The sequence below is a fragment of the Erwinia sp. PME.40.26/001 genome, assembly GCF_055556675.1.
Genome location: NZ_JBVHNP010000005.1, coordinates 255,249 through 277,238, shown reverse-complemented (window position 1 = coordinate 277,238; position 21,990 = coordinate 255,249). Strand labels below are relative to the sequence as shown.

General features: G+C 53.3%; 22 protein-coding genes and 2 tRNA genes. 11 read left to right on the top strand and 13 right to left on the bottom strand.

Annotation, left to right across the window (positions count from 1 at the left end):
* Positions 1-5: 5 nt before the first annotated feature.
* From agp to ACZ3HG_RS16250, 7 genes are all read right to left on the bottom strand, one after another.
* Complete coding sequence (gene agp, locus ACZ3HG_RS16280; protein WP_465333405.1) at positions 6-1,607, bottom strand: bifunctional glucose-1-phosphatase/inositol phosphatase; 1,602 nt, start codon at positions 1,605-1,607, stop codon at positions 6-8.
* 315 nt (positions 1,608-1,922) lie between these two features.
* Positions 1,923-2,426, bottom strand: coding sequence for a fimbrial protein (locus ACZ3HG_RS16275; protein ID WP_191933247.1), 504 nt, complete (start codon positions 2,424-2,426; stop codon positions 1,923-1,925).
* Complete coding sequence (locus tag ACZ3HG_RS16270; RefSeq protein WP_465333403.1) at positions 2,423-3,028, bottom strand: helix-turn-helix transcriptional regulator; 606 nt, start codon at positions 3,026-3,028, stop codon at positions 2,423-2,425. Before ACZ3HG_RS16270 ends, ACZ3HG_RS16275 begins: the two co-directional genes overlap by 4 nt.
* A gap of 34 nt (positions 3,029-3,062) precedes the next feature.
* Positions 3,063-3,998, bottom strand: coding sequence for a fimbrial protein (locus ACZ3HG_RS16265; RefSeq protein ID WP_191933249.1), 936 nt, complete (start codon positions 3,996-3,998; stop codon positions 3,063-3,065).
* Complete coding sequence (locus tag ACZ3HG_RS16260; RefSeq protein WP_465333401.1) at positions 3,995-4,744, bottom strand: fimbria/pilus periplasmic chaperone; 750 nt, start codon at positions 4,742-4,744, stop codon at positions 3,995-3,997. Before ACZ3HG_RS16260 ends, ACZ3HG_RS16265 begins: the two co-directional genes overlap by 4 nt.
* Before the next feature lie 25 nt (positions 4,745-4,769).
* Positions 4,770-7,247, bottom strand: coding sequence for an outer membrane usher protein (locus ACZ3HG_RS16255; protein WP_465333399.1), 2,478 nt, complete (start codon positions 7,245-7,247; stop codon positions 4,770-4,772).
* A 126-nt stretch (positions 7,248-7,373) separates the two neighbouring features.
* On the bottom strand, positions 7,374-7,901 hold the full coding sequence (locus tag ACZ3HG_RS16250) for a fimbrial protein (protein WP_465333397.1): 528 nt from the start codon (positions 7,899-7,901) through the stop codon (positions 7,374-7,376).
* A 401-nt stretch (positions 7,902-8,302) separates the two neighbouring features.
* Between ACZ3HG_RS16250 and ACZ3HG_RS16245 the strand changes: the two genes are divergently transcribed.
* Complete coding sequence (locus ACZ3HG_RS16245) at positions 8,303-9,154, top strand: hypothetical protein (RefSeq protein ID WP_191933252.1); 852 nt, start codon at positions 8,303-8,305, stop codon at positions 9,152-9,154.
* 42 nt (positions 9,155-9,196) lie between these two features.
* Here the strand turns inward: ACZ3HG_RS16245 and ACZ3HG_RS16240 are convergent.
* Both ACZ3HG_RS16240 and ACZ3HG_RS16235 read right to left on the bottom strand, forming a co-directional pair.
* Positions 9,197-9,284 (bottom strand) — tRNA-Ser (locus ACZ3HG_RS16240).
* 256 nt (positions 9,285-9,540) lie between these two features.
* Positions 9,541-9,628, bottom strand: a tRNA-Ser gene (locus tag ACZ3HG_RS16235).
* Positions 9,629-9,856: 228 nt separating this feature from the next.
* On the opposite strand from ACZ3HG_RS16235, the gene yccA reads away from it, so the two are divergent.
* Together yccA and ACZ3HG_RS16225 are read left to right on the top strand one after the other, a co-directional pair.
* Positions 9,857-10,513, top strand: a complete 657-nt coding sequence (gene yccA / locus ACZ3HG_RS16230) for an FtsH protease modulator YccA (RefSeq protein ID WP_191933253.1) — start codon at positions 9,857-9,859, stop codon at positions 10,511-10,513.
* Between the two features lie 104 nt (positions 10,514-10,617).
* Positions 10,618-10,944, top strand: a complete 327-nt coding sequence (locus ACZ3HG_RS16225) for a TusE/DsrC/DsvC family sulfur relay protein (protein ID WP_191933254.1) — start codon at positions 10,618-10,620, stop codon at positions 10,942-10,944.
* 2 nt (positions 10,945-10,946) lie between these two features.
* Here ACZ3HG_RS16225 and yccX read toward each other — a convergent pair whose 3' ends face one another.
* On the bottom strand, positions 10,947-11,225 hold the full coding sequence (gene yccX / locus ACZ3HG_RS16220; protein WP_191933255.1) for an acylphosphatase: 279 nt from the start codon (positions 11,223-11,225) through the stop codon (positions 10,947-10,949).
* An 88-nt stretch (positions 11,226-11,313) separates the two neighbouring features.
* Between yccX and rlmI the strand changes: the two genes are divergently transcribed.
* The gene (gene rlmI, locus ACZ3HG_RS16215; RefSeq protein WP_191933256.1) at positions 11,314-12,504 is read left to right on the top strand and encodes a 23S rRNA (cytosine(1962)-C(5))-methyltransferase RlmI; all 1,191 of its coding nucleotides are present in this window, start codon (positions 11,314-11,316) and stop codon (positions 12,502-12,504) included.
* A 61-nt stretch (positions 12,505-12,565) separates the two neighbouring features.
* Positions 12,566-12,883 (top strand): heat shock protein HspQ, encoded by a 318-nt coding sequence (gene hspQ, locus ACZ3HG_RS16210; protein ID WP_191933649.1) that lies wholly within the window; start codon positions 12,566-12,568, stop codon positions 12,881-12,883.
* Positions 12,884-12,908: 25 nt separating this feature from the next.
* Here hspQ and ACZ3HG_RS16205 read toward each other — a convergent pair whose 3' ends face one another.
* Entirely contained in the window at positions 12,909-13,325 is a 417-nt protein-coding gene (locus tag ACZ3HG_RS16205) for a CoA-binding protein (protein ID WP_465333395.1), read from the bottom strand.
* A gap of 188 nt (positions 13,326-13,513) precedes the next feature.
* Here ACZ3HG_RS16205 and ACZ3HG_RS16200 point away from each other — a divergent pair, with 188 nt between their 5' ends.
* Together ACZ3HG_RS16200 and ACZ3HG_RS16195 are read left to right on the top strand one after the other, a co-directional pair.
* Positions 13,514-14,155: a DUF2057 family protein gene (locus ACZ3HG_RS16200; protein ID WP_191933258.1), complete on the top strand. Its 642-nt coding sequence runs from the start codon at positions 13,514-13,516 to the stop codon at positions 14,153-14,155.
* Between the two features lie 79 nt (positions 14,156-14,234).
* The gene (locus tag ACZ3HG_RS16195) at positions 14,235-14,693 is read left to right on the top strand and encodes a methylglyoxal synthase (RefSeq protein WP_191933259.1); all 459 of its coding nucleotides are present in this window, start codon (positions 14,235-14,237) and stop codon (positions 14,691-14,693) included.
* A 19-nt stretch (positions 14,694-14,712) separates the two neighbouring features.
* Here ACZ3HG_RS16195 and helD read toward each other — a convergent pair whose 3' ends face one another.
* Complete coding sequence (helD, locus tag ACZ3HG_RS16190) at positions 14,713-16,767, bottom strand: DNA helicase IV (RefSeq protein ID WP_191933260.1); 2,055 nt, start codon at positions 16,765-16,767, stop codon at positions 14,713-14,715.
* Positions 16,768-16,902: 135 nt separating this feature from the next.
* On the opposite strand from helD, the gene ACZ3HG_RS16185 reads away from it, so the two are divergent.
* Positions 16,903-17,349: a YccF domain-containing protein gene (locus tag ACZ3HG_RS16185; protein ID WP_062743832.1), complete on the top strand. Its 447-nt coding sequence runs from the start codon at positions 16,903-16,905 to the stop codon at positions 17,347-17,349.
* Positions 17,350-17,358: 9 nt separating this feature from the next.
* On the top strand, positions 17,359-19,500 hold the full coding sequence (gene yccS, locus ACZ3HG_RS16180) for a YccS family putative transporter (protein WP_465333392.1): 2,142 nt from the start codon (positions 17,359-17,361) through the stop codon (positions 19,498-19,500).
* Here the strand turns inward: yccS and ACZ3HG_RS16175 are convergent.
* On the bottom strand, positions 19,497-20,126 hold the full coding sequence (locus ACZ3HG_RS16175) for a TfoX/Sxy family DNA transformation protein (protein ID WP_191933262.1): 630 nt from the start codon (positions 20,124-20,126) through the stop codon (positions 19,497-19,499). The genes yccS and ACZ3HG_RS16175 overlap by 4 nt on opposite strands.
* A gap of 638 nt (positions 20,127-20,764) precedes the next feature.
* On the opposite strand from ACZ3HG_RS16175, the gene ACZ3HG_RS16170 reads away from it, so the two are divergent.
* Positions 20,765-20,971 carry a hypothetical protein gene (locus tag ACZ3HG_RS16170; protein WP_191933263.1) on the top strand — a complete coding sequence of 69 codons (207 nt, stop codon included), beginning with the start codon at positions 20,765-20,767 and terminating at the stop codon, positions 20,969-20,971.
* A 166-nt stretch (positions 20,972-21,137) separates the two neighbouring features.
* Positions 21,138-21,644 carry an SOS-induced cell division inhibitor SulA gene (sulA, locus tag ACZ3HG_RS16165; RefSeq protein WP_465333390.1) on the top strand — a complete coding sequence of 169 codons (507 nt, stop codon included), beginning with the start codon at positions 21,138-21,140 and terminating at the stop codon, positions 21,642-21,644.
* Positions 21,645-21,990 lie beyond the last annotated feature (346 nt).

The following is a 21,990-nucleotide window of genomic DNA, read 5'->3' as shown; positions in this document are numbered from 1 at the left end:
ATCCCTTAGTTTGTTGCCGGCTGGACCGCCGGTTTAGCCGGCGTCGCGCTGTCCGCTGCTGCCTTATCGGCTTTCGCTTTTTCGGCAGAAGCTTTCTCTGCGGCGGCTTTATCCTTAGCCGCCTGCTCAGCCGCAGCCTTATCCGCTATCGCTTTTTCTTTCGCCGCTTTATCCGCAGCGGCCTTATCGGCGGCAGCTTTCTCGGCCGAAGCTTTCGCCTGGGCGGCTTTGTCCGCTGCGGCCTGATCTGCGGCAGCTTTATCAGCCAGCGTTTTATTGACTACGGCTTTTTCGTCAGCGGGTTTCGCTGCCGGTGTGGCTGCTGCTGCTGCAGGTACCTGCTCTGCCACCTGCAGCGGTGTACCCTGCAGGGACTTGTTTAGTACCTGCGTGAACTGATCCCATGAACAGAAACCGTTAGCATCGGTCGGGCAGCCGGCCATTTGCAGCGTCACACGCTTCGGTGGGTTTGCCAGTGACAGGACTTCTGCATCACGTAGCTGGCCGGTGGTCTGATAAACATATTCAACCTTCACCAGTTCGCGATCGTTTTTCTTGTCGTGCCAGCGCTGGAACTGAACCATGCCGCCAATCGGCGTTTGCTCATTTTGTCCTGGCAGATCGTAAGGTTTGAAATCCAGCGCGGTCAGCAGTGAGGCGATATTTGAATCATGCCCCACCATTAGCGTTACTTTCGGGGCGCTGGCTTTATCCTGGTCGATCAGCTGACTACGAATGTAGTCCACCAGTGGAGCCGCCACCTCACGGGCCACGACCGGAGAGGTAAACAGCGTGTCCTGATAGCCATTTTTAATCGCTGCCAGCTCTTTCCACTGTTCCGGGGTTTTAATCTGCCCCCAGGCGACCTGCTCCATCGGGAACCCTTCGTAATACTGCAGCGTAAAAGCATCGACCAGAGAATTACCGACTTTCAGCGGGCCTGAAACGTTTGGCTCTTTGCCATTATCGGCACTGAATTTATTCTGGTTAGTGCTGGAAAGATCGCACTGTTTTTTGCCGTCACAGGCCGGCGAATTTTTATAATCGATGATTTTTTCCAGGCGCTGGAAAGCCGGTTTTAACGCCAGTTTTTCGCCTTCGCCGTTGATGGCGGTCAGCGCCTGTTTGTTGAAGTCTTCGCTGTCGTTGGTGATCACCGGATTAAATACCGGGTCCATGGTTCCCATCTCGTCCTGGTGGGAAACGGCAATATCACAGCCGGGGAATGCGCCGGTGATAAAGAACTGCGCGGTCGCCACCGTGCGTTGCAGGCTGTTGGCGTAAGCATAGATATCATCCGGTGCCGGACACTCTCCGTCTTTCACCAGCCCCTGCTGCGCCAGCCACTCACGGGTATAGCGCCCCATGTAGACCTCCAGTACGCCCCCTTTGGTGGTCAGCTGCCCGCCGGGTACGTCCCACTTTGGCCAGGCCTTTTTAGTCGCCTGTGCCAGTACACTGCCATTGTCGGCTAACGGCGCGCGCAGGTTATGGCGGCTCATCATCAGGACTTGCTCAAGCTGATAATCACCATCAGCGGCCCAGGCAGGGATCGCGGAAAGTGCGGAGCAAACGGCCAGCGCACAGAGACTAAACTTTTTGATCATATGTATATTCCATTGATTCAAGGGGTGAACGTACCGGGCATAGTATGCAGCGCAGGCGCGTGCCGTGCATCAACGCTGACTCACCACAACCGCACTTCAGAGTGCAACGTCAGCGCATTGCTGTCGCCAGAACAGGCGGTCAATCATTAGTGAGAATATAGCAGACTCTGACCGCAGCGGTTTAGTGGCTTCAGGCGTTTGAAAAGAAACAAGATGTTTTTAGGAATGATCTAATCACCTGTTCTGCGAGAAAATAGCAGGAAAGCCGTGAAAACAGAAGGATAACCACGATAATTGCCCTGTCTTTCTCCGGCGTTATAAGTACGCCACCGTAAATAATACCTGCGTCTGGAAGCGACCGGGGCTGACCACCGGTGAACGTGCTTTCAGTACCGTGGTAAAATGGAGTTGATTATCCCCTTCGTTAAGCCGTTGCCAGGCGACGGGCTGATTATTCCGTACCGGCTGACCGTTTCGATCGCGCAGTTCAATCCCTACCGTCGTGTTCCCCTCCCCCACTGAAAACAGCCCGTCCGCATAAGACGTTCCCTGAAAAGTCACCTGTACCTGGTGGTGCAGCAGCGTGTGGCACCGGGCCAGCGCCAGATAAAAATCCCTTGCCGGTGAAGGATGACCGTTCTGCAGAGCTGCCGAACTGATCTCACCGAAATTAACCTCAATGCTGTCAGCGCCCGGCGCAATGGAACAGGGCGCATCCACGACCACACCTGACAGGTTTATTTTTCCGTAACCATTCTCTGCAGCCTGGCTGCCTGGTGCCAGCAGTAAGAGCCCCCCGAGGATAGCAGCGTACTTCATGACCTCTCCCTGTCTGTGGGTGACGAATAAAATAACCAGTGATACAGCTCCAGATTCTTTTGCATTCCCAGCTTGAGCATGACCGAACGTTTATAAGTGCTGATGGTTTTTGGGTGGAGCGACATGCTGCTGGCAATCTGATGCGGCGTTAAGTGAACGCGCAGATGGGCGAGCAGCGTTTTTTCCTGTGGCGTCAGGCGATCTTCTTTTAACGAGCGCGGATCGATAACGGTGATCAGACTATCCCTGTCCGGGATCAGCTGCAGTAACAGGCTGGCAAGCTGTGCCAGTGACAGCCGACGGTGGAGATGTTTTACCGGGTAGCCCTGCAGGCTTTCAGGCAGGGCTCGCCAGCCCGGTTCAGCGCGATCGTGAACCACCAGCAGCTGACTTTGCGCGGTTAACCGGCGTGCATACTGCTGCGACGCACAAAGCGAGACGGCTTCCATTCCGGTCATCATCAGGTCAACTGTTGTTACCTGCCGGACGGACAGCCTCACGACCACCTGAGAATAGTGGGATTGCAGAAAACGCAGGACCCCATCCGCAAAATAGCGATCGTGGTCAAACATCATCAGCGTCAGACGGCGAGGATCAGACATGTTTTTTTCCTTAATCGGCAAGAACGATAAGCGGCTACAGCAAACTCATCACCAGCACTGCAGTGGCGCTGAAAGGACCGGTGTTGACCTCCTGACGCGCCGACCTCACCAGCGCGAAGGTGAAATCATCCCCCCCGGTACCATTGATAATCTGGCTGTTGATGCTCTCGAAGGGACGTATTCGTTTTCCCTGGTGGTAAATCTCTACCCCCAGGTCAGGGTTAGTGGTTTTGATGGCGTTGCCGGAAAAGCCACTGGCCTCCGCTGAGAGCGTCATTTTTATTGCCCAGTTGCGGGTGTCCTGGCACTGATAAGGGATGTGCACGTCACGGCGAAACGGGGTAAGGCTGGCACTCTGAGTGATTTCATTGCGGGCGACATAGCCAAAGTCCACGTTAATATCCTGCCCCTGATTAATCGCGCAGGTACCAGAGGTGTAATACGCATCATTAGCCGCGATCACCCGCCAGTTAGCAGTGAAAACACTCCCGGCGGGGGTGCTCCATTTGTAAAGCTGCATACTGGCCACGACCGTGCCGGCCTTGATCAGTACGCCGCGACCCGGGTTATTTTTCAGCTGATAAAAGGCTTTCAGCTGCAGGTCGTGCCAGCCACCATCGCGCAGCGTATAGACTGTTATCGCGGACCCGATGGGATTCAGGTAACGCTGGCCGTTAACCTCCACGCCGCTGTTAAAAGAGGCATCCAGCGCCGTATTATAGGTTCCCGCATTCAGCCGCATATAATCGACATACGTGCCCGGAACCGTATTCCGGCAGGTGAAATACTGCGCGAGGTCGAACACCACCACATCGCCAATCATAATTTCCGGTGTCAGGTTGACCGTGACATCAATATTACGCTGGCCCACGGCGTCAAAGGCTTTACCGTCGCGCTTATCAATGCAGGAAAAAGCCAGCGCCTTGGCGGGCAACAACACCACAGCCAGCCAGAACAGCCGCCGTATCACGGGCGTTCAACGGCCTGGCAGACCGCCCCCCGACAGTGGAAGGCCAGCGTTGACCGTCCGCCGAAGTCATTAATATATTGCAGAACCGGTTCATCCCCCAGGGCGGCTGCACTTCCCCCGAGCGTGGCAGCGCTGAACGGGGACACCATCACTGGTTCAAACCCGCTTATCGTCTCTTCTGCATGAGGCCGTCGGGCGTCAATAAGGGTAATGAAGTAACCGGTCGGGTTATGTATCTGGTAGCGATCGCCTTTCCGCGCCAGCGTGACCTGCTGCTGAACCAGAGAGGTAAGCTGAGTGGAAGAGCGGCGTAATGCTGCAGGCCGGTAAAATAATTTAATTTTGGTCTGCAGCGCAATTTGCAGCGTATTGGGTTGGTCAGATCGCGGCGGAATTTCCCGCAGATTAAAATAAAACAGCGACTCTCTGTCCTGAGCCAGTAAATTCACCGGCGGCAAAGACTGAATTTTTATCTGACTTTTGTCACCGGCGTCAATTCGCTGCACCGGCGGTAAAACGGTGAAAGGTGAATTAACCTTTCTGCCCTGCTGATCCTCAATCCACCCCTGAGCCAGATAGGGCAACTGATGACTTTCATTCGCCATCGTCAGACTGACGGACGGGCTTTCTGCTTCCACAATAATGCGTGTGCGATCGAGTGAAATAGCCGCCGTGGCGGATAACGCACAGAGACCGATTGCCGCCGTGGAAAGCGTGACTGCCGCTGAGATGGAAATAAGTTTCATGGTTTTCACTCTCTGATTATTGATGTTACACATCCTCTTTTGCCCGGACAGGCTGACGTACACAGGGCAGCAGCAAGGCGGACAACGCACGATCGTTCAGCGCCGGTATGGCAATCTGACACTGGGGTTTGCCGCCCCAATGCACGGTCATCGTCTCGCCTGACGCCATACCACTCAGATACACAGCCCCACCGTCCGCCACCAGACCCACATCCTGCTGCCGTGCATTCAGCACCTGTGCGCCAAACGGCGGCGACGTGCCGTTTTCAAGGCGGATCACCGCCATCGCTTTCACACCCGCCACCACGGAAAACTGGCGATAGCCAATCGCCCCTTCGGTCAGGGTGGCGCTGACAATGGATGCGGTTACCGCGGCGTTATCCGGCAGACGGTTAATATCAATGCCGATCTGATTACGGTAATAACTGCTGATATCAGAAATCACGGCTTTGCCACGGGCGTTGCTGTAAACGACGCCGCCGCTGGCTCTGATGGGGATACCGGCCACACCGTCGGTATCAAGGAGCAAACGCGTTCCTCCCGGCGCATTCTGCCGGTGCAGAGCAATGCCTTTACGTGTGGCCGTTATTCCGCCCTTCAGCGTTGCGCCAATCGCCTGATAATGATCCTGCTGAACGTTAAGGCTGCCGGTGAGCTGGCCGCTATTGCCGTCATGCAGGTAATATCCCGACAGAACCTGATGGTCATTTGTGGTGCCTGCGCTCAGGCTGTAACTGTCGTTATTCTCCAGCATCTGGTAATAGTTGAGCTGCTGACTGCGGTTGTTTCGGCCGCCTGAACCGCTGTAGCTGAGCGTACTGCGATGTCCAAACGGCAGGGACAGGGACAGATACACGCCCCGATCGCTGAGCTGGTTATAGCGGCTCGACCAGCCTGAGAGTGACAGACTGATATTTTTCCACTGCATGACGTCAAGGTAGCGTGACAGGGCCAGGCTGTAGCGTTCGCTTTCGGGCCTGTCCCAGTACGTCTGCCGGTTGTAGCTGAACTGGGCACTGGCAGCTACAACTGGCAGATCCTGCGCCAGCGTGATGGTGTACATTTCACGGCTGTTGCTGCGGCTCTGCCTGTCGCCGAGGCTGCCGGCGTCGAGGAATTCTTCCATCGTCATAAACTGCCGTTCCGAAAAGCGGTAACCCGCAAACGTGACCTGGCTTCCGTAGTCATCAAAGCGTTTTGAATAACTCAGGCGGTAGGAATTCCCCTGACGGTTTTCTCCCCAGGGTAGACGGGCGACGGAATGGGTAACGTCAAATGACATGGCTCCCAGCGCCAGCAGGTCGCGGCCCACGCCGCTGGCCATCGACTGATAGTGCTCACTGGTGATAGCCCCACCGTACAGCGACCAGCCGTTATTGACTCCCCACGAAAATTCACCGCTGACGAATTCGGGGCCGTTGGTACGATGCTGCCAGTTGACAGGGCGACCCAGCGCCATCTTGTAACGCACCTGTCCCGGACGCGTAAGATAAGGGACCGCCGCCGTATTCAGCGTAAAGGTCTGGACGGTTCCATCCTGTTCCTCCACACGAACGTTAAGTTCACCCAGTACCGCGTCATCAATGTCCTGGATGCGAAACGGGCCTGCAGCCACCTGAGTCTGATAAAGCACGCGTCCCTGGTGCATCACCACCACCCGGGCATTGGTCCGTGCCACACCGGTAATTTCTGGCGCATAGCCGCGCAGATTAGGCGGCAGCATATTGTCATCGGTGATCACGCTGACCCCTGCAAAGCGGAAGCTGTTAAAAATATCGGATGCCAGATAGTCTTCCCCCACCACCAGCCGGGCACCAAGATGAGAAAGTGCGCGCCAGGCGTAATAACGGGTCCAGTCAAAGCGACTGCGCGTGGTGCCATCCAGTGAATCACGGCGACCCTGCCAGCTGGCACGCAGACGCCAGGGCCCCAGATTGGCTCCGGTTATCCCCGTGCCACTCAGGCTGCGCTGTTCGCCTGCCTGTTGGGTAAACCGTGCCTGACTGGTCAGGTTGTAATCAAATAACAGTCCAGGGATGCCTTCATCCCAGCGTGAAGGAGGGTCCCAGTTTGCTGACTGATACTCCAGAAAGGCCTGCGGTACGCTGAGAGTCAGCGTCGAGTCCGATAGCGACCCACTGGCCTGCATCCCTTTCAGACTGCGGATATCGAGGCACTGGCCGTCATGCCACCACGTTAAAGCGTCTGCCCGTGCAGGACGTAATCCCAACTCGGAGACCAGCTGCGCGTTGAGGCAGGGTTCACTGCTGTCAGGTCGCGCTTCCGGGACAAAAAAATCGACAGGGCGTGCGGAAAGTGGCTCATTATTTAGCCGGATATTCATCGGATAGCGGCCCGGCATGATGTAACCTTTCTGCGTAAAACGAGAGAGATCGATATTCTGCCGGTCATCGACATCAAACAGATCGGTATTAAACTGGATGCGATCGGCCCGGGCTGGCCGGCCTGCCATATCCAGAGAAAGAAAAAAGGAAACTGCCACGATCCCCGACCATTTTATTTTTGAGGTTAATTTTTCCATCATCCATTACCGGGGCGACGTATGTTTTGGCGTGAAATCATCAAGCCCTTCTACTGGCCGGGACAACCACCCCGGCCAGATCGCTAATTACGGATAGGCCAGCGTAAAGTTAGTCACCGCAGTGAATGCACCGGTACCCACGGCAACCGGATCATCACTAGTGCCATCCCCTTTTAGCGCCGCTGTAAATTGCAGCGTATTGCTGCCGGTATTAATATTTTGCGCAGCGGTCGCCGTACCCAGTTCGATTTTTTTACCGCTGCCATCTCTCAGCAAAATACTGGCACCCGTTGCTTCCCCTGTGATCCCCAGACGACCGTCCACGCCAGATTTTCCGGTAAACGTAGCTGTCACACTTTTCTTCGTGCTGTTATCGCAGTTCTGTAAATCAATAGTAAATGGAATGGCTGTTTGTTCTCCGCCATTTGCCAGCAGGGTATTTGACACCTGACCCAGCGGTATTTTTTGATCGTCAACGTTAGGTGCTATAGAACAAGGGGCATTAACGATTGAACCATAGAAATTCACTTTTCCGCTCCCTTCGTCCGCAGCATGGCCTACACCTGATGCAGCCAAAGTGAAAAGTGAAGCAACAGCAATTTTTTTAATTTCCATTTAGAACTCCTTGATTTTATCTTTTTACCGAACGCGTGTTTCTCACGAAGACCTTTCAATCATTTTTTAAACGATCGAAAGACCCATTACAGGTATTCCTTAGTGAAGCCACGCCATCCTAAAGAGATTAAAATTCAAGTCACTGTCCATTTTTGTTGTTAATTTAAAAACATTAAAAATCAAAAGGTTAAAACAAAAAAACCCGTTATTTTAGGATAATTATCAAGTTGAACATAATCTTATAACGGCTAAATATCTGTAAAATATGATTTTTTATTTAAATCATCATAAATAAACTAAAAAAAACAGCACGATGAATATCTCAGAGTGTTGACATCACTGCTTACGGTTAATAAGATAATTCCTAACAACATATAATTCAGAAGCAAAGAAACAAACTTATGCCTTTCATTAGCAGGAAAAAATTATCGCTCGAAAAAAAATTAAGCGATCTCGCCAGGGGATTCAGGGAAAAGGAGAATATTGATGAAGCAATTAAATGCCATTACGACCTTCTGCTTAAACAGTATTTAACCAACCCTCTTTATTTTAAAACACTGTTCAAAGCCAATCGCTTTATTGTTGGATCTGCAATTTTAGGTATTTACTACACACGTCCCGGGAGCACCTTTAAAGACATTAAGCGGTTCTGTATTGGTAACGACCTGTTCAGTAGTAATTCTCTGGATTCATTTTTGTTATTTTTACGCGTTGGGGGACGACTTGAGGTCTATCGCGATCATCAGGACAAGCGAAAATTCAACTACAAACCGACACCTAAAGCACTCGAAGAAACGCGGCGCATGATTAATACCATGCTGGTTCCCTACTCCATGCTGTCGGATAAGGTTGATTTGACGTTTTACCAGACGCATAAAAACTTTGTGCCCGCATTTTTTAGTGCGTATTCAGAAGTGACGCTCAATCGTATATTCCTGCATGACATGGTGCCGGGCAGCGGAGAGTTTTTAAGCCGCGATGGTGGTCACATGATTATGTTTTATCTGTACCTGGAGAGCATCAGACAGAAATCGCGGGTCATTAAATACAATATTCTGAAAGCGGCGTTTTGCTGTGCCGTATCGCGGTCACATATCCGCCGTAGCCTGCAGGCTGCCGTGCAGATTGGCTTGTTGACTATTGAGGATGAGCTTCACCAGCTGACACTGAGCCGGGAATTTATGGATATGGTTAAGGACTATTTTTGCCTTTATCTGGCCAGTACGGTGCATGGGTTATCAGGGGTCACATAAACAAAAAACCCCGGGCTTTTATAAGCCCGGGGTCAGAATTGATGGTGGAAGCGTAGAGATTCGAACTCTAGAACGGTTTCCCGTCGCCGGTTTTCAAGACCGGTGCCTTCAGCCACTCGGCCACGCTTCCACACGGTTATCAGCTTGCTTAAACATACTTGCGCTAACTGATGGAGCGAAGTATAGGAGATGTTTTTTGCTTTGCCAAGAACATTTTTCTCTACTTTGTTGATTTTGTGAGCATTTGTGATCGATTGCTGTAAAAACAGTCAGCAGACGGGAAAAAACGTAATTGAGCAGCAACACAAGGGGGGATGGGCATTTACTGCGAGTGGACTTCGCACAAAGCAAAACGGGCCAGCTTTACGCTGACCCGTTGGATTTGATGGTGGAAGCGTAGAGATTCGAACTCTAGAACGGTTTCCCGTCGCCGGTTTTCAAGACCGGTGCCTTCAGCCACTCGGCCACGCTTCCACAATGGGGCGCACTATAAACATCCCCGAACGCCTTGTAAAGTGGGTTTTGAATTAAGCCGCTAAAAAAGAGTTCAATCGCGTCCGACTGCCGATATTATCGCCAGTCTGCCGACGAAATCAGCCGAACAGCGCGTAAAGAAGGGTAAAACGCCTTTCCCCGCTTCGCCGCCCTGCCTATGCTCCGTGGCAGACTGCTTATTATTCTAATGACCCAAAGAGGTGATTTATGGATCGCATCGTTTCCTCCACGCGTGAAAGCTCGTTACTGAGCACGCACCGGGTATTGCGTAATACCTATTTCCTGCTCGGCCTGACTCTGGCGTTTTCTGCGCTTACAGCCACGCTGAGTACTCTGTACGCGCTGCCGGCGCCAGGTCTGATTCTGATGCTGGTCGGCTTTTATGGTCTGATGTTTCTGACCTACCGCCTGGCTAACAGCCCGGCCGGTATTCTGGCCGCGTTTGCGTTTACCGGCTTCCTCGGTTACTGCCTGGGGCCGATCCTTAGCAGCTTCATGTCTGCCGGTATGGGGGATGTCATCGCCCTGGCACTGGGCGGAACCGCACTGGTGTTCTTCTGCTGTTCGGCGTATGTGCTGACCACCCGTAAAGATATGTCGTTCCTGTCCGGCATGCTGATGGCCGGCTTCGTGGTGCTGCTGATTGCCGTAGTGGCTAATATTTTCCTGAACATCCCTGCCCTGCATATGGCGATCAGTGTACTGTTTGTGCTGTTCTCGACCGGGGCGATCCTGTGGGAAACCAGCAACATCATTCACGGCGGCGAAACCAACTACATTCGCGCTACTGTCAGCCTGTATGTTTCGCTCTACAACATCTTTGTCAGCCTGTTGAGTCTGCTGGGTATGTCCCGCAGCAACTAAACACCATTGCAGGTAGTAACGAAGCCCCGCCATGCGGGGCTTTATTTTTGCTGGTGCAAAAGTTTGATAAACTGACCGCTGGTTTAATATGACGAGGCAAGAAAGTGCAGTTTGAAGGCAAAGAGATTGCGCGCGATGCGCAGGGATACCTGATGTCCCCTGCCGCGTGGAGTGAAGAACTGGCCGCATTGCTGGCGGCAGAAGAGGAGATTACCCTCAGCGAAGCCCACTGGGAGGTCGTTCACTTTGTACGGGCATTTTATCTGGAGTTCAACACGTCTCCGGCCGTCAGGATGCTGGTGAAAGCCATGGCACAAAAATACGGTGAGGAGAAAGGAAACAGCCGGTATCTGTTCCGGCTGTTTCCAAAAGGCCCGGCCAAACAGGCTACGAAAATAGCGGGTCTGCCCAAACCGGCAAAGTGCCTGTAAGGTCAGACTGTGGCGAAACCCTGCGGAAGATGGGCAGGATGATGGGGTTCAGCAAGGACTTTATCCACCCGGGCGCTGCGTGGCCCTCCGGCTTTTAACCATGCCAGCAGGGCCTCAACCTGCCGGGCCTCGCCACAGGCCAGGACTTCGACACTGCCATCATCAAGATTTTTTGCGTAACCCTGAATCCCCAACTCTCTCGCCTCGCGCTGCGTACTGTAGCGGAAGCCGACGCCCTGAACGAGCCCATGAACCCACGCACGAATACAGATGATGGCCATTTTTCCTCCTGAGACTAACACCGTTTGCATTTTTGCAGTCCGCACCGGACAATATCGCCTGATTCTCTGAGTGTAAGCATAGCAAAATATGACTGTTCGATTGATTCTTGCCAAAGGACGTGAAAAGTCCTTACTTCGTCGCCATCCGTGGGTGTTTTCCGGGGCGGTTGCCCGCATAGAGGGCAAAGCCCAGTCGGGTGAAACGATTGATGTCTGTGACAGCCACGGTAAATGGCTGGCGCGTGCCGCCTGGTCGCCCGAGTCACAGATCCGTGCCCGCGTCTGGAGCTGGCAGCAGGATGAGTCGATTGACATCGACTTTTTCGTGCGCCGCCTGCGCGCTGCCCAGCAGCTTCGTGACTGGCTGGCACAGCGTGATAACCTTGACAGCTACCGCATCATTGCCGGTGAGTCAGACGGCCTGCCCGGCGTAACCATTGATCGGTTCAGCAACTTCCTGGTCTTGCAGCTGCTCTCTGCGGGTGCTGAGTATCAGCGAGCCCCGCTGATTACCGCGCTGCAGATCTGCTACCCTGACTGTGCCATCTATGACCGCTCTGATGTCAGCGTACGCAAAAAAGAGGGTCTGGAACTGACCCAGGGCGTGGTGCTTGGCGAGACGCCGCCGGCGCTGCTGCCGATTACCGAACACGGCATGAAACTGCTGGTGGATATTCAGACCGGACACAAAACGGGCTACTATCTGGATCAGCGTGACAGCCGCCTGGCTACCCGCCGTTATGCGGAAGGCCGTCGCGTTCTGAACTGCTTCTCCTACACCGGTGGTTTTGCGGTATCGGCACTGATGGGCAACTGCAGCGAAGTGATCAGCGTGGATACGTCGCAGGCTGCGCTGGACGTGGCTCGTCAGAACGTTGAGCTGAACGGTCTCGATGTCAGTAAAGCGACATTCCTGCGCGATGACGTCTTTAAACTGCTCCGCCGCTATCGGGAAGAGGGCGAAAAATTCGATCTGATCATTATGGATCCGCCGAAATTCGTTGAGAATAAAAACCAGCTGATGGGTGCCTGTCGCGGCTATAAAGATATTAACATGCTGGCCATGCAGCTGCTGAATCCGGGCGGGATGCTGATGACCTTCTCCTGCTCCGGCCTGATGCCCACCGACCTGTTCCAGAAAATCATTGCAGATGCGGCTCTTGATGCTCAGCGTGACGTACAGTTTATTGAGCAATTCCGTCAGGCGGCCGATCACCCGGTGATCGCCAGCTACCCGGAAGGAATGTATCTGAAAGGGTTCGCCTGCCGCGTTCTGTGACTTGAAATTGTGATGTCTGCCTCCATATAGTTAACAGGGCACCGTTTCTCAGGAGGTTATGATGATTGCCAGCAAATACGGAATCGGACAACAGGTACGCCATCAGCTTCTCGGTTTTCTCGGCGTTATCGTTGATGTTGACCCGGAATACTCGTTAACTGAACCGGCGATTGATCAGGTCGATGGCGGCGAAACCCTGCGCGCCGCCCCCTGGTATCACGTGGTGATGGAAGATGAGGACGGTCGTACCGTCCAGACTTATCTGGCAGAGGCGCAGATCTCGTGGGAGTTACCCGGCGAGCATCCTGAACAGCCTTCTCTGGATGAACTGGCGGCATCAATTCGTCAGCAGCTCCAGGCTCCCCGCCTGAGGCACTAAAAAAACCCCGCTTACGCGGGGTTTTTTATGACTTCTCCAGTCCGAGTCGCGGTATTTCAATCTTCGGGCAGCGATCCATAACCACTTTCAGCCCCGCCTCAGCGGCCAGAACCGCCGCCTGCTCGTTAATGACCCCAATCTGTAGCCACAGCGATTTTGCGCCTGCAGCTATTGCTTCCTGCGCAACGCCCCAGGCAGCTGCGGCATTGCGGAAAACATCGACCATATCGATGGGATGGGGGATATCACTCAGGCTGGCATAGACCGTCTGCCCAAGCAGCGTCTGTCCTGCCAGTTTCGGGCTGACCGGCGTCACCTGATACCCCTGCGAAAGCAGGTAAGCCATCACGCTATAGCTTGGTCTCGCCGGATTGTCGCTGGCCCCGACCAGCGCAATGGTTTTGGTGGTCGTCAGCACATCCGCGATAGTTTGATCACTCATTATTGCCTCCATTTGCCTTACTGGCTCTGCTGCCGTTAAGTGTGGCTTGTTTAACGCATTAAAAAATGCAACCTGTGCGATTCTCGATATATAGCACGAATAAGTATTTTTAAATGTTACTATGCTGCCATACTGAAAGACTTTGATACATTCAATCCGTTTTTACCCTTTGCCCTGCTGGAGAAACAATGAAGCTGAGTATGGTCATCGCCGGGATGCTGGTGATGCTGATTGCCAACCTCGCGCAGGCGACAACGCTAAAGCTCTCTACCGACATTGACCTGCTGGTACTGGACGGGCATAAAATTTCAGGCTCCCTGCTCAAAGGGGCCGATGGTCTTGAACTGGAACGGGGTGAGCATCAGCTGCTGTTTCGCGTAGAACGTACCGTCAGCAGCCATGCCAGAGGCCCCGTCAACTGGGTTTCACAGCCACAAATCGTCACGTTTTCCACCCGTACTCAGTCGGTCGTTATTCGCTTACCGGCCTTGCAGACCCTGCGTGATGGTACCCATTTTGATAAAAACCCCCGGTTTACGCTGGTAGATGAACACGGTGTGGAAGTCGACAGCAAGCGTGATGCGCTCCGCCCTCAGGCACAGGAAGATCTGGAGCAGGCGATGGTGCAGTATAATCTTGATAATAAAGTGGCGTCGGTGCCGCGTTTTGCACAGCCGATGCGCCGCAACGTGCAGGCGGGCAACGTCCTGCAGGACAATGCCATCAGCCAGCATCCGGCGGAGCGCATGCTGCGCCTGTGGTATCTGCAGGTCGACTCTGCCACCCGGCAGCGTTTTGTTATGTTAATGAATGCCCTGCATACCAGTTGATACCGGCTGAGATCCGGCGCTACACTCATTCCTCCGTTTACTTGTTCATTTTGCCCGCCCTAACGAGCCAGGATATTGAATGGATCAGACAACCCGCACGATAAAACCCCAGAAGCATATTGCCCTGGTGGCTCATGACCACTGCAAAAATGCCTTAATGCAGTGGGTAGAAATTAATAAAGAACAGTTGCAACACCACACGCTGTACGCCACCGGTACCACCGGTAACCTCGTACAGCGGGCGACTGGCTTGCCCGTCACCGCCATGCTGAGTGGCCCGATGGGCGGCGATCAGCAGGTCGGTGCGCTGATTTCGGAAGGGAAAATTGATGTCCTGATTTTCTTCTGGGATCCGTTGAATGCCGTACCACACGATCCCGACGTGAAAGCCCTGCTACGCCTGGCGACCGTATGGAATATCCCGGTGGCCACCAACCGCGCCACCGCTGACTTTATCATCCAGTCACCGCTGTTCGATCATCAGATTGACATACAGATCCCCGATTACGAGCGCTATCTGCAACAGCGCCTGAAATAATTCAGAGGCGGCTGCCCCGTCAGGGTTTACGTAACGCCGGTACGCCCTGACGGCTTAACTCCGCAACAAACACCGATGGCTTTGCACGATCGTAAAGCAGCCAGACCTGCTGCTTCGCACGTGTCATTGCGACATAAGCCAGCCTGCGCTCCTCAGCATTCGGGAAGTCTTCCGGTGCAGGTAACAAGGCTTCTTCAATCACCGACTCGCGTGACGCGGCAGGGAATCCCTCTTTACCCTCGACCAGGCCAAGTAAAATCACATAATCTGCCTGCTGCCCTTTGCTGGCATGAATGGTCATAAAATCAATCTTCAGCTTCGGCCAGCGCGTTGCCGCTTTATCCAGCACGTTAGGACGCAGATGGTGGTAACGGGCCAGCAGCATAATCCGCTCACCGGACGCCGCATAACCGCTGAGTTTGTTTAACAGTGCTTCAAGCTGCTCTTCAGGCAGCAAAGAGATTGCTTTTTTCGTACCTTTACTCAGGCTGTTAAGCGGTTTTTTCAGCTGATGTGGATTGCTCTGAACAAAGGTATTCGCAATTTCGCCAATGCGCTGGTTAAAGCGATAGGTGGTATCCAGTACGCAGCGATCTCCTTCGCCAAAATGATGGTGGAAAGCCGTGGTCAGCGTCATCTCTGCCCCGCTGAAGCGATAAATAGCCTGCCAGTCATCCCCGACCGCAAACAGTGAGGTTTGGGTATTCTGCCGGCGGAGCGCCGCCAGCAGTGCCGCACGCTGCGGAGAGATATCCTGAAACTCATCGACCAGAATATGCTTCCAGGGGCTGATAAACCGCCCTTTATCAAGGAGGTTTACCGCCTGATGGATCAGTCCGGCGAAATCCACCGCCCCCTCTTCTTTCAGCGCCCCTTTCCACGCCTTCATCAGCGGGGCCATCAGTTTTACTCGCTTGCTGAACAGGTCACGCACCTCTTCCGGGGCGCTGTCTATCATCGCTGCCTGTGCCCCGCCGTGCGTCCGCATCAGCCCCAGCCAGCGTTCCAGACGACTGGCCATCCGTCTTGCCAGGCGTTCATCCTGCCAGAAACTGCCCTCTCCGGGCTCCCACCCGAGTTCGTCGGTCAGCCACTGTCTCCAGCCGTTGGCGTGGGCTTTTTTCTCATTACACTGCTGCCGCCACACGTCGATCAGCAATGCCTGCCGCGCGTCACGATCGGTTTCCAGTTTGCTGATGGTCGGCGCTTTATTACTGCCCTGCTGAATGATGTGCAGTGCCAGGGAGTGGAAGGTGCGTGCCTGAATGTCCTCCGTGTGCAGGCGCGCACGAATACGTTCATTCATTTCAGCTGCGGCCTCGCGCCCAAAGGCCAGTAACAGGATCTGAGCGGCGCTGGCCTGCCTGCGCATCATCAGCCACCCTGCCCGGGCGACCAGCACCGACGTTTTACCACTGCCCGCACCGGCCAGAACCAGTACGGCATCTTCACCGTTCACCACGGCACGCGCCTGTGAGGTATTCAGCGGCGACGTTTCAACCTGGTTAAAAAAATCCGCATGCTGTTCCAGCATGCGGCCGGTCCATTCATTATTACGCTGAACACGTCGGGCGTCGCTGTGGCTGAGCCACTGTTGACAGTAGAGGTAGGGATCGCGGCAGTTTTCAAACTCAACGAGGCGCTGAACCGGTAGCGGGACGGCATCGAAAGATTTGTTAATAGCCTGCTGCCACAGGGCGATATCGCTGCGTTTCAGCCACTTATCCTGCTGTTCTGCTTCACGGATCTGCTGCTGCTGCGCCACCAGAACGCTGGCCGACACCTCACTCATTTCCGTGCTCCAGCGAGTCCACTCCTGGCTGAGGTAATGATAGAAGCGTTGCGTTTCACTCCATTCGGTACCGTGCAGGCGTACCACCTTTTCATCAGGCAGTGTGAATTCCAGCTCACCCCAGACCAGGCCGCGTTTACACCTGATTGCCAGCAGTTGATTAAAAGGGATCAGATACTCATGCTTTTCGCCGCTGACTTCGACGCCTGCGGTTAACAACCGCACCCGATTGTAAGGATGTTGTGCCAGATGTTTACCCAACGATGTTGCTTTCAGTTCCATTACGGTGACCCTGGCTGCGGTTATTTTCATCATCAGACAGTTTAACTGGCTGTCGTGTACCGCTCCAGTGCTAAAACACGTTACAATCAAGGAATTGTCGGTTAATCACCGTTATCTGCCGTGGGGAAACGCGTTATGCGCACTGTGTTAAATGTTCTTAATTTTGTCCTGGGGGGGTTCCTGACGACCTTCTCCTGGCTGGTGGCCACCCTGTTGAGCATTATTTTTATTTTCACCCTGCCCCTGACCCGCTCATGCTGGGAAATTACCCGACTGTCCCTGTTCCCCTATGGCAATGAAGCCGTCCACGTAGATGAGCTGAATCCTGCCGGGAAAAGTGCGCTGTTAAACTCGGGCGGGACGTTACTCAATATTTTCTGGCTGGTGCTGTTCGGCTGGTGGCTTTGCGTCATGCACATTATGGCCGGGATCACCCAATGCCTGACCATCATTGGCATTCCGGTAGGGATCGCCAACTTTAAAATTGCCGCGATTGCACTGTGGCCTGTCGGTCGCCGGGTGGTTTCCGTTGAAGTCGCACAGGCGGCTCGTGAAGCCAATGCGCGCGCGCGCTTTCGCTAAAACGTCATCATGAGCAAAATTCTTATCGGCAGTCTGCGCCGGCACGCCTTGAACAGCGCGTGGCTCTATAATATTCGCATTACGCTCGCACTCGCCGGGACCACCGCCGTACCCTGGTGGCTGGATCAGATCACCTGGACCATCCCCCTGACGCTGGGTGTGGTCGCCGCTGCGCTGGCTGACCTTGATGACCGCCTGAGCGGGCGACTGCGAAACCTGCTGATCACTTTGATCTGCTTTTGTATTGCCTCCGTTTCTGTTGAACTGCTGTTCCCGCATCCCTGGCTGTTTGTCGCCGGGCTGGCAGTTTCCAGTTGGGGCTTTATTCTGCTGGGATCGCTGGGCCCGCGCTATGCCACTATCGCCTTTGGCGCTTTGCTGATAGCGATTTACACCATGCTGGGCATTAATCTTTTCCCGCAGTGGTACCTTCAGCCTGCGCTGCTGCTGCTGGGAGCCGTGTGGTATAACCTGCTGACCCTGTCAGGCCATCTGCTGTTCCCTATCCGGCCACTGCAGGAGAATATTGCACGCTGCTTTGCCGCGCTTGCCCGCTATCTGGAAGCCAAGGCCAGCCTGTTTGATCCGGATATTGAAGGAGACGACCACCAGACGCTGGTGGATGTCGCTATGGCAAATAGTCAGCTGGTTGCCCTGCTTAATCAGGCTAAGGCCTCCATCCAGTCGCGTCTGCGCGGCGACAGGGGCCAGCGTGGTACACAACGCACCCTGCACTACTATTTTGTGGCCCAGGATATTCATGAACGGGCCAGTTCCTCCCACGTGCAGTACCATGCACTGCGTAAAGCATGGGGAGAGAGCGACATCCTGTTTCGTTTCCAGCGTCTGCTTTCGTTGCAGGCACAAGCCTGCCATCGCCTTTCGCGCGCGATCCTGCTGCGTGAACCCTATCAGCATGACGCACGTTTCGAACGGGTCTTTGTTAATCTGCACACTGCGCTGCAACGTATCAGCAGCCAACAGCCGGACAGCCCGGAAATTAACGCCATGTCATACCTGCTCAACAATCTGAAAGCGATTGACGCCCAACTGGCGACGATCGAGTCGGAGCAGGCACTGGCAGAAAGAAGCTCACAACACGATCAAACGCTGTCCAGTGAGGGTCTGACGGGCTTGAGCGATGTCCGCCTGCGCCTCAGCCGTCATCTCAGCCCTGAGTCTGCGCTGTTTCGTCATGCGGTCAGGATGTCACTGCTGCTGTGCACCGGTTACGCTTTTATCCAGGTGACCGGCCTGCAGCATGGTTACTGGATCCTGCTCACCAGTCTGTTTGTCTGCCAGCCAAACTACAGCGCCACGCGCCGCAGGCTGGCCTTGCGTATTATCGGTACGCTGGCGGGTATTGTGCTCGGACTGCCGCTACTCTGGCTGGTGCCTTCCATTGAAGGTCAGCTGATACTGATTGTGGTTACCGGGGTACTTTTCTTTGCGTTCCGTAATGTCCAGTACGCCCATGCCACGATGTTTATTACGCTGCTGGTGCTGCTCTGCTTCAACCTTCTGGGTGAAGGCTTTGAAGTCGCCCTGCCACGCATAATTGATACGCTTATCGGCTGTGGCATTGCCTGGCTGGCGGTGGCATTTATCTGGCCTGACTGGCGCTTCCGCCAGCTTCCTGCCGTTGCGGAACGCACATTGAATGCAAACTGCAGGTATCTGGATGCGATTCTGGTGCAGTATCACCAGGGGAAAGATAACCGACTGGATTATCGTATCGCCCGCCGTGACGCCCACAACGGTGACGCTGAACTGGCCTCGGTTGTTTCTAATCTCTCAGTTGAAAATAAATCCGATCAGACCCTTAGAGAGGCAGCATTCCGGCTTCTATGCCTTAACCACTCCTTCCTGAGTTATATTTCAGCGCTTGGAGCACACCGGGAAAAACTGGACAGCGATGCCATGCTGCAGCTGCTGGATGATGCTGCCTGTTACGTTGACGATGTACTGCACGTGGACATTGTCGATGAGGAAAAAGCCCGGCGTATGATGGACAGCCTGGCCTTGCGTATTCAGAACTACCGCGCGGATGCCAATACTAAAGAGCCACTGGTATTACAGCAGGTAGGATTACTGGTGGCTCTTTTACCCGAGATTACGCGCCTCAAAAAACAGATCCTGCTGCGCGGCTAATTCTGTTTGTGCCGTCTGTTTTGTTCCCGTTCCACGTTGTAGTGGAACCAGGCACGCAGCTCCTCTTTGACCTCCGGGGGGAGCGCAGCGTGATGGCGTCCGACAATCGCCCCGTGTAAGGCAAATAAAACGGGTAAACCGAGATTTTGATTGCAGGAACGTATGAGGAGCCAGCTGCGTTTTGCCCCCTTCTGAATCAGCATGTCAACGGTAGTGATACCGACCTGCCGCAGTAACATCTCCATTCTTATCCCCAGATTGGGTAAATCTTTCAGCCGGCGGTTACGCTGACGCTCCTGCTGCTGACGCCTCGCTCCCTGCAGGCAGAGATGCGAGAGCGCCAGCAGTTGCTCGTCGTCAGACCACAGTGCTCCATCGACACGATAATAGTTCAGTTCTACCGGCACACCGCGCTTGTTCAGGCTTAACGGCTGCATTTTGCGTTCAACGATATAGGGCTGAACCTGTTCACAGGCCCGCAGATACATTTCGCCTTCAGCCACCACGGCAAATACCGTTTTTTCAACGGCCAGACAATAGCCACCAAACTGCGTCCTGGACTGAACGTCACCCAGCGGAGCCAGCCGCTCTTTTGCTTCTGCTATTTTACGCTTTGAATTATCCATATTCTCCCCTGCTACTATTACAGAATTAACTCACTGTACCGACGTAAACCACATCACAGAAAATAGGCAATCCTGATTACAGGTTCAATGAATATATCAACATTCCGTGGATAACATTGCATTTTTGCGAGGCATTACGAAAAACATCACTTCTCAGGCTGAGTCAAATCCTGTCATTTATTATGCTGGCCAATCGCATTCAGATGACCAGCCAGCATGACACTTAATCGATTGATTAATTTAAAAAACAAAAATTAACACAAATAAATCAAATGAACATAATAATCAATATGTTACATCAAAATACTCTATTATCATTCGTATGCCATGAAATACCGCACTGATGTCTGACTGCACTGACTAACGCGGTTTTCTGTTAAGAAGCGTTAAATAAATCGTCACTGTCCTGGTCGTTACATAATACTTAACCGATCGTATAATTTTATTACTTCATCACCTGCGGAATATACCTCATTGGGGAGGGGCATCTGCCCCCAGGCGTGCCAGCGTTATAAAAAGAGTGACATCCGTTGTTAATACACACAGTTCCGACTACGGGTTTAAATTAGCCTGACGAATCATGACGAATCTGAAGGCATAGTAATCGTCACAACGTACTGGCTCACCTGAGAGAAACAATGAAAGTGAACGAAAAAATTATCACGCTATTCTTCCTGCTTCTCGCTATGGCCTCTGTTGCGCAGGGCCAGGAAGCGACACTGGCAGAACACAGTCTTATCCACCACAGAAGTTTCAACAGCCATTCAGGCCTTGCTGATACGGCAGAAAATCCTGACGAACATCGGGAAGAATCCTTCGCCCGCAAACATCATCTCACCCACTGAACAGGCTGGTCGGGTGAAAGAACTGCAAAGGATCGCCGCAGAAAGAGCATGGGGCAGGCGCTGAACCGTTCAGGTGCGTAGCAATGGGAGAACAAGATTAAGGTTGATCTTTGCTCACTGCGACTATACTGTATATCCATACAGTCAACTGGTGAGCGAAGACATTATGCGTACTCATTCTCTGAAATCTCAATCTGTTCGTCGTAGTCTGCACACTACTACGCCAGCCCCTGCGGCGTCCCCATGTGCTAACGGCCTGATCAGCGAACTGATCTACAGTGAGAATCAACCTGATATGACTCAATTGCTGCTGTTGCCCCTGCTGCAGCAACTGGGAACGCAGTCTCGCTGGCAGCTTTGGCTTACCCCACAGCAAAAATTGAGCCGTGACTGGTTACAGCGTGTCGGGTTGCCGCTGGATAAAGTGATGCAGTCTTCTCACTCCAGCGCAATCACGACGGTAGAGGCAATGATCAAAGCGTTGCAGACGGGTAACTACAGTGTGGTTTTGGGATGGCTGGAAGAAGACGTGTCAGAAAATGACCGGATCCGATTGCAGGAAGCGGCCAGTTCAGGCCAGGCGTTAGGACTCATTATGCGTACTGAAAGCAGTATTTATCCTTCAACCAGACCATTAAATGGCCTAAGAATTCACTCAACTTTGTATCATTAAGTAAAAATGAGATTTTTCTCAGCCTTTTTCTCTCACAGAGCCAAGATAACCGCCTGATTATGTTATGACGCGGCGGGACAATGGGTTAGCTGCGTTCTCAGACCCCATTTGAGGCAAAGAATTCACCCTGAAATGTTAAAAATTGTGTATGAAAGCCTGTTTTTTTGCTGACCATCGTCACATCATACTTGTAAGTTTGCTGGTACGTTGTAGACTTTAGCTCGCCAGGGTGCTCAATAACCTCCATTTTTTGGAAGAGTCATAATCGAGCTTCATAACCCGGCGAAGGATTAAACCAAAGAGCTAAATTAAAGCTCATTGCCTATTTGGATGATAACGAGGCGCA

What these genes read in the sequence shown, in the direction of transcription:
- agp (WP_465333405.1), bottom strand. Translation starts at nt 1,607, where the DNA reads ATGATCAAAAAGTTTAGTCTCTGTGCGCTGGCCGTTTGCTCCGCACTT.
- ACZ3HG_RS16275 (WP_191933247.1), bottom strand. Translation starts at nt 2,426, where the DNA reads ATGAAGTACGCTGCTATCCTCGGGGGGCTCTTACTGCTGGCACCAGGC.
- ACZ3HG_RS16270 (WP_465333403.1), bottom strand. Translation starts at nt 3,028, where the DNA reads ATGTCTGATCCTCGCCGTCTGACGCTGATGATGTTTGACCACGATCGC.
- ACZ3HG_RS16260 (WP_465333401.1), bottom strand. Translation starts at nt 4,744, where the DNA reads ATGAAACTTATTTCCATCTCAGCGGCAGTCACGCTTTCCACGGCGGCA.
- ACZ3HG_RS16250 (WP_465333397.1), bottom strand. Translation starts at nt 7,901, where the DNA reads ATGGAAATTAAAAAAATTGCTGTTGCTTCACTTTTCACTTTGGCTGCA.
- ACZ3HG_RS16245 (WP_191933252.1), top strand. Translation starts at nt 8,303, where the DNA reads ATGCCTTTCATTAGCAGGAAAAAATTATCGCTCGAAAAAAAATTAAGC.
- yccA (WP_191933253.1), top strand. Translation starts at nt 9,857, where the DNA reads ATGGATCGCATCGTTTCCTCCACGCGTGAAAGCTCGTTACTGAGCACG.
- yccX (WP_191933255.1), bottom strand. Translation starts at nt 11,225, where the DNA reads ATGGCCATCATCTGTATTCGTGCGTGGGTTCATGGGCTCGTTCAGGGC.
- rlmI (WP_191933256.1), top strand. Translation starts at nt 11,314, where the DNA reads ATGACTGTTCGATTGATTCTTGCCAAAGGACGTGAAAAGTCCTTACTT.
- hspQ (WP_191933649.1), top strand. Translation starts at nt 12,566, where the DNA reads ATGATTGCCAGCAAATACGGAATCGGACAACAGGTACGCCATCAGCTT.
- ACZ3HG_RS16205 (WP_465333395.1), bottom strand. Translation starts at nt 13,325, where the DNA reads ATGAGTGATCAAACTATCGCGGATGTGCTGACGACCACCAAAACCATT.
- ACZ3HG_RS16200 (WP_191933258.1), top strand. Translation starts at nt 13,514, where the DNA reads ATGAAGCTGAGTATGGTCATCGCCGGGATGCTGGTGATGCTGATTGCC.
- ACZ3HG_RS16195 (WP_191933259.1), top strand. Translation starts at nt 14,235, where the DNA reads ATGGATCAGACAACCCGCACGATAAAACCCCAGAAGCATATTGCCCTG.
- helD (WP_191933260.1), bottom strand. Translation starts at nt 16,767, where the DNA reads ATGGAACTGAAAGCAACATCGTTGGGTAAACATCTGGCACAACATCCT.
- ACZ3HG_RS16185 (WP_062743832.1), top strand. Translation starts at nt 16,903, where the DNA reads ATGCGCACTGTGTTAAATGTTCTTAATTTTGTCCTGGGGGGGTTCCTG.
- yccS (WP_465333392.1), top strand. Translation starts at nt 17,359, where the DNA reads ATGAGCAAAATTCTTATCGGCAGTCTGCGCCGGCACGCCTTGAACAGC.
- ACZ3HG_RS16175 (WP_191933262.1), bottom strand. Translation starts at nt 20,126, where the DNA reads ATGGATAATTCAAAGCGTAAAATAGCAGAAGCAAAAGAGCGGCTGGCT.
- ACZ3HG_RS16170 (WP_191933263.1), top strand. Translation starts at nt 20,765, where the DNA reads ATGAAAGTGAACGAAAAAATTATCACGCTATTCTTCCTGCTTCTCGCT.
- sulA (WP_465333390.1), top strand. Translation starts at nt 21,138, where the DNA reads ATGCGTACTCATTCTCTGAAATCTCAATCTGTTCGTCGTAGTCTGCAC.